This window comes from Clostridium sp. CAG:43, assembly GCF_000434655.1.
In the GTDB taxonomy this organism is placed as follows: Bacteria; Bacillota; Clostridia; order Lachnospirales; family Lachnospiraceae; genus Otoolea; species Otoolea fessa.
Map to the genome: position 1 here is coordinate 14,261 of NZ_FR895042.1, position 10,891 is coordinate 25,151.

The 10,891-nt window shown below is 48.0% G+C and carries 10 protein-coding genes; 3 read left to right on the forward strand and 7 right to left on the reverse strand.

Annotation, left to right across the window (positions count from 1 at the left end):
• On the reverse strand, positions 1-617 hold a 617-nt coding region (locus QVO97_RS03465), incomplete at its 3' end, for a carbamoyl-phosphate synthase domain-containing protein (RefSeq protein ID WP_288188798.1).
• Positions 618-1,022: 405 nt separating this feature from the next.
• On the opposite strand from QVO97_RS03465, the gene QVO97_RS03470 reads away from it, so the two are divergent.
• A complete protein-coding gene (locus QVO97_RS03470) occupies positions 1,023-1,502 on the forward strand; it encodes an S-ribosylhomocysteine lyase (RefSeq protein ID WP_022359008.1) in 480 nt (159 codons plus the stop codon).
• A 92-nt stretch (positions 1,503-1,594) separates the two neighbouring features.
• Here QVO97_RS03470 and hisD read toward each other — a convergent pair whose 3' ends face one another.
• The 6 genes from hisD to QVO97_RS03500 form a co-directional block, all read right to left on the reverse strand.
• Entirely contained in the window at positions 1,595-2,857 is a 1,263-nt protein-coding gene (gene hisD / locus QVO97_RS03475; protein WP_022359009.1) for a histidinol dehydrogenase, read from the reverse strand.
• Positions 2,858-3,051: 194 nt separating this feature from the next.
• Complete coding sequence (locus tag QVO97_RS03480; RefSeq protein ID WP_022359010.1) at positions 3,052-3,471, reverse strand: heavy-metal-associated domain-containing protein; 420 nt, start codon at positions 3,469-3,471, stop codon at positions 3,052-3,054.
• Positions 3,472-3,824: 353 nt separating this feature from the next.
• Positions 3,825-6,008, reverse strand: coding sequence for a ferrous iron transport protein B (gene feoB / locus QVO97_RS03485; RefSeq protein ID WP_022359012.1), 2,184 nt, complete (start codon positions 6,006-6,008; stop codon positions 3,825-3,827).
• A gap of 32 nt (positions 6,009-6,040) precedes the next feature.
• On the reverse strand, positions 6,041-6,265 hold the full coding sequence (locus tag QVO97_RS03490) for a FeoA family protein (RefSeq protein ID WP_022359013.1): 225 nt from the start codon (positions 6,263-6,265) through the stop codon (positions 6,041-6,043).
• Between the two features lie 94 nt (positions 6,266-6,359).
• Positions 6,360-6,581 (reverse strand): FeoA family protein, encoded by a 222-nt coding sequence (locus QVO97_RS03495; RefSeq protein WP_022359014.1) that lies wholly within the window; start codon positions 6,579-6,581, stop codon positions 6,360-6,362.
• A gap of 341 nt (positions 6,582-6,922) precedes the next feature.
• Entirely contained in the window at positions 6,923-7,708 is a 786-nt protein-coding gene (locus QVO97_RS03500; protein ID WP_022359015.1) for a TraX family protein, read from the reverse strand.
• Between the two features lie 354 nt (positions 7,709-8,062).
• On the opposite strand from QVO97_RS03500, the gene QVO97_RS03505 reads away from it, so the two are divergent.
• Both QVO97_RS03505 and QVO97_RS03510 read left to right on the forward strand, forming a co-directional pair.
• Positions 8,063-9,190: a carbohydrate kinase family protein gene (locus QVO97_RS03505; protein ID WP_022359016.1), complete on the forward strand. Its 1,128-nt coding sequence runs from the start codon at positions 8,063-8,065 to the stop codon at positions 9,188-9,190.
• Positions 9,191-9,404: 214 nt separating this feature from the next.
• On the forward strand, positions 9,405-10,484 hold the full coding sequence (locus QVO97_RS03510; protein ID WP_369678377.1) for a tetratricopeptide repeat-containing glycosyltransferase family 2 protein: 1,080 nt from the start codon (positions 9,405-9,407) through the stop codon (positions 10,482-10,484).
• Positions 10,485-10,891: the final 407 nt, after the last annotated feature.

A 10,891-nucleotide genomic window follows, 5' to 3' on the forward strand; every position in this document is an offset into this window, starting at 1 on the left:
CCAGCCGGAAGGTCAGCCACGCGGCATCCGCGCCTGGTCAGCTCGCGGATGATATTTTCCTTTGCGCCGAAATCCCAGAGCACAATCTGGAACTCTTCTTTCTCATCCGCCGGTTTGATCTCACATTTCTTTGGTGTAACGGTTTCAACCGCCTTTGTAATGTGGAAGTTTTTCACTTCCTCCAGCTTTTTCGCATCATACGGCGGCTTCACCTCGGTCAGCCAGCCGTTCATCGAACCGGATTCACGAATGGTTTTTGCCAGCTTTCTCGTATCGATTCCATAGACGCCCGGGATGTTTCTTTCTTTAAAAAAGGTGTCAAGATCCCCACTGCATCTGAAGTTGGAAGGTTCCTGACACCACTCTTTTACGATATAGGCTGATAAATATACCTCTTCATTCTCGAAGTCCTGCGGAATCACTCCGTAGTTTCCGATTAACGGAAATGTCTGAACGACAATCTGTCCAAAATAGCTGGGATCTGTGATCGTCTCAAGGTATCCTGTCATACCGGTTGTGAATACGACTTCTCCGGTCACTTCACGTAAAGGAGCGCCAAAGCTTTTTCCCTCAAAATAGTCGCCGTTTTCCAACAGAAGATATACCGGTTTCTCCATCTGGTCACCATTCCTTTCTCTCTCGTACCCCGCCTGTGAATAGCTTCATGCAGGCAGTTTACTTTTTCATTCTCAATAGCCTCACATTTGAGCAAATCTGTTTTTCCTCAGATGCGTTTTTCACATCATTAGAGACATATTTTATAAATTGTCTGATTCTGCAAAAAAGGCGTCCATGAGCAGAGCCCATGAACGCCTTTGTTCATTTTCTGAAAGATTATAGCATAGGTAGGTTCTATGCGTCAAGAGGTTTTTTATTCATTTTCGGATGGTTTATGCATGATTTATGCATTTTTATGCATTTAATATGTAGAATCTTGTCGGTTCTGGGTAAATAAAGCCCTTGTCTGATCCGCGTTATTTCCTTATAATAGGGATGAATGAAACTGACTTGGAGGTATTTTCATGGATAAAATTACAAGCTTCACCATCGACCATCTGAAACTGCTCCCTGGCGTCTATGTATCCCGCAAGGATCGCGTGGGCGATCAGGTCATCACCACCTTTGATATCCGCATGACACGCCCCAACTATGAGCCAGTCATGAATACGGCGGAGGTTCACACCATCGAGCACCTGGCTGCCACCTGGCTGCGAAATAACGAGGAGTGGAAAGACCGCGTCCTCTACTTCGGACCGATGGGCTGCCGCACCGGCTTTTACCTGCTTCTCGCAGGCGACCTGACATCCGAGGAGATCGTGCCGCTGATGAAAGGGCTCTTTACTTTCATGCGCGACTACAAAGACGAGGTTCCGGGTGCTTGTGCAAAAGATTGCGGCAACTACCTCGATATGAACCTGCCGATGGCAAACTGGCTGGCTGACCGCTTTCTGCGCGAAGTCTTAGATGGAATTGGTCCGGAGAGACTGGTTTATCCGGAATAAAAGACAAGAATAGCAGGCGGTATGCTTTGAAACACAAAACCCCCAGATGCTGCAGCATCTGAGGGGTTTTATTCTATTATTTTCTATTTTCCCTATTTTCTTGCATCGGCAGCCGCTGCATGTCCGGATAATCCTTCTCCATGCGCCATACGCGATACAAGCGGTGCGATCCGCGCGGATGCCTCCGGGGTCATGCTCTGGTGGGTACAGGTCTTTAAGAATGTACCAACCCAGACGCCGCCGGTATAACGTGCCGCCCGAAGAGTCGGAAGTGTGTGGTTGGTTCCGGAAGCATAATCACCAAATACCTCCGCCGTATTCTGACCGATAAACAGGGAACCGTAATTAACCAGCTTCGGAATCAGTGCATCCGGATCTTCCACGTTGATCTCCAGATGCTCCGGTGCGTACTCATTCGCATACTGAACTGCCTCGTCCAGGCTGTCTACCACGCCGATCTCTCCAAACGTATCCCAGGACTGTCTCGCAATCTTTGCCGTATCCAGAATCTTCAGCTCTTCCTCTACCGCCTCAATCACGCTCTTTCCAAATGCCTCATCGGTTGTCAGAAGAATGCCTTTCGCATTGACATCATGCTCGGACTGTGCCAGCAGATCTGCCGCTACCACCTTCGCGCTCGCTTTTCCGTCCGCGATTACCAGGACCTCGCTCGGCCCGGCTACAAAGTCGATGCCGACCTGCCCGTAGCACTGACGTTTCGCCTCGGTTACGAAGCGGTTACCCGGCCCTACAATAATATCCACCGGCTTGATGCTCTCAGTTCCATAGGAAAATGCTGCGATCGCCTGTGCACCGCCCAGTGCGTAGATCTCATCCACGCCAGCCAGATCCATCGCTACCAGCGTCTTGGCATTGATATGACCCGTTCCCCGCACTACCGGAGAGCAGGCGGTGATACGTTTTACACCCGCTGCCTTCGCCGGAGTCGCTAACATCAGCGCCGTCGAATACAGCGGATAATTGCCGCCCGGCACATAACAGCAGCAGGACTCCATCGGAATGATGCGGTGTCCTAAAAAGACTCCCGGCTCCGGGCTGAAATTGTCAAGCGGTTTCACGGTCTGTCTCTGCGCGTTCGCAAATGCCTCGATATTGTGATGCGCCGCTTTCAGATCCGCCAGCTCCTGCTCGCCCAGCTCCTTATAAGCCGCATCAATCTCCTCCCGGCTGACCCGCAGCGATTCACGGGTACATCCGTCAAACTTCTCATTGTACTCCCTCAGTGCCGCGTCCCCGCGCCCCCGGACCTCACCAATAATCCCCGCCACGGTCTCCCGCAGATTCCGGTTATCTTCCTCGCTTCGAACCTGTGCTTCTTTTATAATCTTGATCATACGTTCTGCCTCTCTGTATAAGTTTTACCATTTTTTCCAAGTATACCACAAGTCTTTTTATTTTGCGATACAAAATAAACCTATCCAACACATCTGAAACCAGAACGTTACTGTACACGGGTAGGCACTTTTGGAACCGAAAGTGCCGTAAGAAAACGTGCCCAGTAACACCAGAACAGGATCTCACTTTTCTCTTAGACAACCGTCTCAATATTCTTAACCACAAATCCCTCTTTTTCAACCGCTTCCTGCAGCTTCGCATCGTCCACGCCATTCTCATAGAACACGCGGGCAATGCCTCTGTCTACGTCCGCATCTGCACGGATGACGCCGTTCTGGGCGGTCAGGGCTTTTTCAACGGATTTCTTGCAGTTTGCACAGTGCATACCCTCGATCCGCATGATCTTGGACGGGGTACTCGCTGTAATCGCTTTCTTGGAAAGATCTTCGCCGCGCGCACCAGCATTCCCATCGCTGCCGCAGGAACCGCAGCTTCCACCGGAGCATCCGCAGCATCCGCCGCCCTTTCCCGTGTAATGACGGATCGCCGAACGTAATGCCAGCAAAAGCAAAATCGCTACTACAATTAAAATTCCAATATCAATCGGTCTCATACGTTATCGTCCTCTCTTCTCTGACTTTTCGATGAATGGCTTCGGAGTATCTTTTTTATTTTATCATACACACGACAGATAAAATATCCTACAAAATAAACTACCAGAAAACCAATCACACCATAAAACATGGATCCGGATGAATCCCCCATCTATGCTTTCTCCTTTTCTTTTTTGAAATCGAATAAAACTGCCTCCAAACAGCAGACTTTCATTCTGCTATCCGAGGCAGCCTTATAAAGGATTAATTTTATCACTTATGATTACAGGCACCTGCCGATGCCCGGTCAGTGGAAACGCAAAACCACCGGCCGGACGGCAGAACCTGTTTTATTTTTTATTTAGAAACTAACTTATGAAGCTGCCTCTACAGAGCTTCTTGTGTAGCTCTTCTGATCCTTGTATGGATCCGGACGGAACAGCATGAAGAGCATGAATACCAAAAGGACTGCTGCCACGATAGTCCATACGTTGAATGCAACTGCGCCAAGTACCAGACCACCTAACTGATATACAATCAGGGATACAGCGTAAGCGAAGAGATTCTGATACAGGATAGCGAACCAGAACCATTTTCTGGACTGGAGCTGCTGTGCCATCGTTGCGATAGCTGCCAGACACGGAGAGTCAAGCAGGTTGAACAGCAGGAATGTAAAGGCTGCGATGGTTGTCGGGAACCATGTCTGGATAGCTGCTGCTACGACATCGGTCTCCTCAGACAGATCCTCAGATACATTCGCCAGAACACCCATGGTGGAAACGATAGCCTCTTTTGCTGTGAAACCAGTGATGGAAGCTGCAACCGGCTGCCACTCGCCGAAACCAAGCGGACGGAACAGGATTGCGATAGCACCACCCAGCATAGCCAGGATAGAATCTGCAGATTCTTCTACCAGACCAAATCCACCGTCTACAAATCCGAAGGAGGACAGGAACCACATAACAACGCAAGCCAGGAACAGGATTGTACCAGCCTTGATGATGAATCCCTTCAGACGCTCCCAAACATGAAGGAGAACGGTCTTAGCGGACGGAATGTGGTACGCCGGAAGCTCCATAACGAACGGAGCTGGTTTGCCGGAGAACGGTTTGGTCTTCTTTAACATGATCGCGGATACAAGAACCGCAACGATACCTACAAAGTACATGATCGGAGCCATCATAGTAGCCAGATCCATGTCGCCGCTCATATAACCAGCCATAACACCGCCCATCAGAGCGATAACCGGCAGCTTCGCACCACACGGAACGAAAGTTGCCGTCATGATGGTAAGACGTCTATCGTTGTCCTGCTCGATGGTCTTGGAAGCCATGATACCAGGAACGCCGCAGCCAGAGGAAATCAGCAGCGGGATGAAGCTCTTACCGGACAGTCCGAAGTGACGGAATACACGGTCCATAACGAATGCGATACGTACCATGTAACCACAATCTTCCAGAATGGAAAGGAAGAGGAACAGGATAGCCATCTGCGGAACGAAACCAAGAACGGCGCCAACACCGCCGATGATACCATCCACTACAAGGCTTACAATCAGGTCAGAAGCGCCTGCTGCTGCCAATGCATCGCCAGCCCAGCCCTGAATTGCGCCAACAAAGGTATCATTGGTCCAGTCTGTTACGAATGTACCCACGGTAGTAACGGATACATAGTAAACCGCCCACATAACAAGAACAAAGATCGGAATACCAAGTAAACGGTTGGTTACGATGCTATCGATCTTATCCGACAGACTCATCTTCTGAGCCGGTTTCTTTACGGTCTCCTCGATAACCTTCTGGATGTATACATATCTCTGGTCAGTGATAACGGACTCAGCGTCATCATCAAACTCTTTCTCCAGTTCCTTGGTGTAACGGGAGAAACGGTTGTCTGCACTAAGACCAAGCTGATCTGCAACTTTGCTGTCATTCTCGAGAACTTTGATTGCATACCATCTCTTCTCTGCATCCGGAATGCTAGAAGGAAGCTCTGCCTCGATTGCGCTTACTTTATCCTCTACGCTACTCTCGAAAATAGCACTTACAGTGCCTGCTGCATGGCTCTTTGCAACTTTGATTGCCTCTGCAATGACTTCCTTCAGACCGGTTTTCTTCAGCGCGGAAGTCTCGATGATCGGGCAGCCAAGTTTCTTGGACAGTGCCTTTACATCAATGTTGATGCCGTTCTTCTTCAGAAGATCGCACATATTTAAAGCGATAACAACCGGAATACCTGTCTCGATCAGCTGTGTGGTCAGATACAGGTTACGCTCAATGTTGGTTGCATCGACTAAGTCTACGATGACATCCGGATTCTCTTTTAAGATAAAATCACGGGTTACAACTTCCTCCAGTGTATACGGAGAAAGGGAATAAACTCCCGGAAGGTCCGTTACATTTACCTCTTCTCCCGAAGCATCTTTTAATTTACCGGTTTTCTTCTCAACTGTAACACCCGGCCAGTTACCTACATACTGGTTAGCACCCGTCAGTGCGTTAAACATGGTTGTTTTACCGCAGTTCGGGTTACCCGCCAAAGCAATATGAATTGCCATTTTTCATCCTCCTGCTTTTTTAATCAAACGTATTAAACTGTCTGAACATCTACGCACTCAGCATCGGCTTTACGAAGTGAAAGCTCATATCCACGAATCGTAACCTCTACCGGATCGCCCAGCGGAGCTACTTTTCGAATAAAAATCTCGCTTCCCTTCGTGATGCCCATATCCATGATGCGGCGTTTGTATGCGCCTTCGCCATGAATCTTGACAACTTTGACGGTAGATCCAACCTGTGCATCTTTAAGCGTCATTCTCTGTTCCTCCTAACCATTCCAATTTTTCACTCGGGATTCCGTCTGCTTTTGTACCATACAACCTGCTCTGGAATATCCCCATTCCCTTGCCTTAGACCAGAATGTGTCTTGCCTGATCCTTATTTATAGCCACTCTGGACTCCTTTACGTGAATAATCACGTCTCCGTCCAGCTGGGTTATCAATTTTACTTCGGTTCCCTCGTTAAATCCCATGGATTTTAAATGAGAACGAACCTCTGTGTTTCCGCTGATCTTTTTGATCGTATAGGCGGTTCCAACGGTTGCCATCGAAATCGGCATTGCTCCCTGCATACGATTCTCCTTCCTCTGTGTTTCCGCATTCTGCCCATCATGATGTCTCACTTAGCGGAAACGGCTCTTTTCATCTGCTACTAATCTAATTGATTCGCGTACGCTAATTCTCATTAGTTTCTGCTAACAATTATTAGACATAGCTAATTTTCATTAGATGAGACTAATTTTCATTAGTTATTCCTAACTCATACATAAGGTTAGCAAATGCTAACTTTATTGTCAAGTTTTTTTGCCCGATCTGGAAATAAAAAAAGGGCGTGTTTTACGCCCGAAAATTGTCAAAAATTCCCATAATAAAAGTCATCCCACGGAGCTTTTTTGTCATAGGACGAAGTTTTCTATGACAAAAAATACAGCACCAGAAGATGCGCCGGATAATAGATATAGAAAAAGGAACGGAATCTGCTCCGACCTCTGTAACCGTCATATAACAGGAGGCAGACAGCCGTGAGCGCCAGTACCCAGAGGGGTTCCTGCCACGCGAACGCGCCGATGAGGACGGCGGCAATCATCTTCATAAACACCCCCGCCGTTTTCTCATGAAAAAGAATGTGCCTTGGCACGTTAGTGCCTGAATTTCCTATTACACAAAAATAAAATGCCAGCACCAGTCCCATCCCCCATGCGCCGCCGTCTGCTCCCGCCGCTTCTGTCAGCGTACAGAACACTGCCGTCAGCACCAGTTTCTCCCAGATACCGTTTCCATACCGCTCTAACAGCTCCATCGCAACCAGCGCCAGAAAAAAGGTCAGGCAGACATTCTGGTGCTGTGCATCCATCCACCGTCCGGAAAATGCCAGATCATACGGAATCTCCGACACAGCCGCCGCCAAAAGCAGCCTCCGTCCATAACATCTGCGATCCCGCGTGTGAAAAAAACCTTCTACTAATAAAAAGGCGAACAATGGAAACGCCAGATCCCCAAATGTCCGGAATCCCGGAACCGGTCTGCAGATCACCGCAATGTGGTCTGCCGTCATCGCCAGGAGTGCTAAATATTTAAGGGCGGAGGCACTGAGATGGAGGCGGGTTAAAACCGCACTTTGCATCCCCTCTGATTTCTCATTCTGCTTTTCCTTGATTCGATCTTTTATCGCACTCTCCTCCCTTCGTTTCCTGTCCATTCTATCTCTATTCCATCAAATTATACTGAACATTTCACCCGCTGTCCATCCGCACTTTTCCATTCCCTTTTTCTCCATCTCCCCTATTTTCCCATTCTCATTTTCCACTCTTTCTCCCTATCTTTTTTCTTTATTTTCTCTAATAAAAAAATGTAGTTTTTTCTTATAAATAAAGGCTTTTCGGCACTTTTCCGCGTCTTTTTTACACTAATTTTACATTTTATTTGACAAACGAAAAACCGTGTTATATTCTGTAAATGGTGCTGGTGCGAGATCCTGCTGAAAAAGCAAAAATCCCGCACCGCTCTTCATTTTAAATACTAAAAAAAACACGGACAAAAGAGGTAGAATCTCATGGCAAGTTTAGATGTTATTTGCATTGGCGCTATCAATTATGACTATATGTTTCACTGCACCGGACTTGATCTGGTGGAGACATCCGCCGGTGGAGGCGACGAGAACTTAAGCAACCCGATTTCCGATGTGGAAAACGATATTCAGGAGCTGGCAATAAAAGGCAAGGAGTACACGACCCAGATCGGCGGTTCCGCTTTCATCACCCTGAAAGTTGCAAAGCATATTCTCCCTAACCTGCAGGTCGCTTATGTCGGCGTGTGCGGTACGCCCAGTCCATTCGATCTGCGCTTCGGCAAGACAAATGACATTGACGCTGAGCTGGCGCACCTGGATAACCGCGACTGGCTGTTTACCACGCGCGAACGCTTCGACGATCCATATTCCAAAGCGATTGCCAAATCGATTGTCCGCCTTTATAATCACACGCGCAACTGCATTAAGATTGCGCCGTGTGCCAACAACACGCTCTTAGACCGCATCCAGGAACAGGAAGCCCGGACGGGAACCACACTGGCGGAGTACCTCGCGCAGGCCCGCTGGATCCATCTGTCATCCCTGTCTGATTTCGACCAATTCGAGGCAATCATGCAATCGGTCATCCAGGCAAAACATTTAAATCCTGCCATGAAAGTCAGCATGGATCCTGGTTTTGAGTATACATCGCTGCGCCGTGAGCGCTTACAGCCACTGATCGCATATGCCGATTATGTTTTCTTAAATAAATCCGAAAAGAAAAACCTCGGCTTCAATGCCCGCAGCGCCCGTCCGCTCTACGCGAACCTCTGTGAGTATTTTTCTGCGATCAACCCGGATCCCACCCGCACCCTCATTGTCAAGCACGATGACCGTCATGAGCTGATCCATTTTAAGGACGGCGTATGTCAGATCCGCACAATCCGCCACAAAAAGCTCTACCAGTACCAGTTAAACAACGATACCGGCGCCGGTGATTCCTTTGCCGGCGGTTTCATCAGCGGTATGCTCGATGATCGGCTCAATTCGGATATCGCTGAGCCGATCCAGCTCGGTGTTCTGGCTGCCAAGGGACGGATGCGTAGTTTTGATTATGAGAACCCGTATCTGAATATACAGAAATTGACCAATGCTTTTTTTGAAGCTCTATAATAATTTTTTTCAAGTGCTGTTAAATAGCGCAGAGTGAATTGCAGCCATCATTTCAGGAGAAAAGTACCCAAAAAACAATAAAAGGGGGCTTTTCTCCTGTTTATCCTTATATAATTATATATATAATGTCTGTACACATCTAAAAACTTCTTTCATATATTAATATCAATTTGATATTGATTTTGGAGAGCCCATGATCCGCCTCAGCCTATGTATGATCGTCAAAAATGAAGAAGCCGTTTTGACGCGTGTTTTAACATCTGCCATACAATTTGCGGATGAAATCCTCGTCGCCGACACCGGTTCCACCGATCGAACTGTAGAAATCGCCCGGCAATACACCAAACATATTTATCACTACCCGTGGAACGATGATTTCGCCGCCGCGCGCAATTTCATCTGTGAAAAGGTCTCAACCGAATACTGGATGTGGCTCGACGCCGACGATATCGTTCCCGCCGAATCGATCACAGCGATTTTAAAGTTGAAAGAAACTTTAAGCAAATCCCCGCAGCCCGATGTCGTCATGATGAAATACGTTGCCGGATTTCAGCCGGACGGTACATCTGCATTTACCTACAATCGCGAACGGATTTTGCGAACGGACCGGCATTTTCGCTGGAAAGGACGCGTCCACGAAGCCATCGCGCCGCGCGGCAGGATTCTCTATTCTCCTATTCAGATCGAACACCGAAAGCCTGCTTCTGCTCTCACCCATTCTGACCGTAACCTGAAAATCTATGAAACAATGCTTGCGGACGGCGAACTGCTCGATCCACGCCATCAATACTACTACGCCCGCGAACTCATCGACCACAAACAATATGAAAAAGCCCGCCCGGTTCTGGAACATTTCCTGAACGAACCAGCCGGATGGTATGAAAATAAGATAGATGCCTGTCTGCTTCTGGCGCGCTGCCATGAAATGCTCAGAAATACGACTGCCAGCCAGCTTTCTCTGTTCCAGAGTTTCCTCTACGACCGCCCACGTGCTAAAACTTGCTGTGAGATCGGACGGTTGAAACTTTCCCTCGGTGAAATTTCCCAGGCTGTTTTCTGGTACCAGCTTGCCCTCAAAGACCGACCAGAATATCATCCAAATGCCTTTATCGAAGCCGATTACTATGATTTCATTCCTTTAATCCAGCTCTGCGTCTGCTATGATCGGATGGGAAACTATGATAAGGCACTGTATTATCATAAGGAAACAAAAAAAATCCGCCCGGATTCTCCGGCGGTTTTGGCAAATGAAGAATATTTTCAAACCATATCCTCAAACCATAAAACAAACTGATTAGCTATCTTGTGACATTCTCTCCGACCTCTGCGGTGGTCTGAGCGGCGGACTGGGAGTCGTTCCATCCAGCGGCATCCACACTTCCTACATTCATTCTTACCGTCTTCCACACTTATAATATTCCACAGTTCCCAGCCCTCGATTTCCCAGCCCTTTTCTACTAATGCACATCTCTTTCATCGCACACATATACTACATCAGGATGGATGTCCTAAATCTGGAAAGGAGTTTTTTATGTTTCGTCATTCATGTAATTTTCCCTACTATTTTGATGATAGTGACTATGAAAATAACGGCTATGGGCGCTGCGGACGCGATCGCGGCTGTCCCGGTTCTTTTGAACCCTACAACTGCTGTCGTCCCGGTCCCATAGGACCACGCGGCTGCCCCGGACCGATCGGACC

Excerpts from the sequence above, each read along its gene's own strand:
- QVO97_RS03490 (WP_022359013.1), bottom strand. The coding sequence starts at position 6,265 with ATGACGCTTAAAGATGCACAGGTTGGATCTACCGTCAAAGTTGTCAAG.
- feoB (WP_022359012.1), bottom strand. The coding sequence starts at position 6,008 with ATGGCAATTCATATTGCTTTGGCGGGTAACCCGAACTGCGGTAAAACA.
- hisD (WP_022359009.1), bottom strand. The coding sequence starts at position 2,857 with ATGATCAAGATTATAAAAGAAGCACAGGTTCGAAGCGAGGAAGATAAC.
- QVO97_RS03495 (WP_022359014.1), bottom strand. The coding sequence starts at position 6,581 with ATGCAGGGAGCAATGCCGATTTCGATGGCAACCGTTGGAACCGCCTAT.
- QVO97_RS03505 (WP_022359016.1), top strand. The coding sequence starts at position 8,063 with ATGGCAAGTTTAGATGTTATTTGCATTGGCGCTATCAATTATGACTAT.
- QVO97_RS03480 (WP_022359010.1), bottom strand. The coding sequence starts at position 3,471 with ATGAGACCGATTGATATTGGAATTTTAATTGTAGTAGCGATTTTGCTT.
- QVO97_RS03500 (WP_022359015.1), bottom strand. The coding sequence starts at position 7,708 with ATGGACAGGAAACGAAGGGAGGAGAGTGCGATAAAAGATCGAATCAAG.
- QVO97_RS03470 (WP_022359008.1), top strand. The coding sequence starts at position 1,023 with ATGGATAAAATTACAAGCTTCACCATCGACCATCTGAAACTGCTCCCT.
- QVO97_RS03510 (WP_369678377.1), top strand. The coding sequence starts at position 9,405 with ATGATCGTCAAAAATGAAGAAGCCGTTTTGACGCGTGTTTTAACATCT.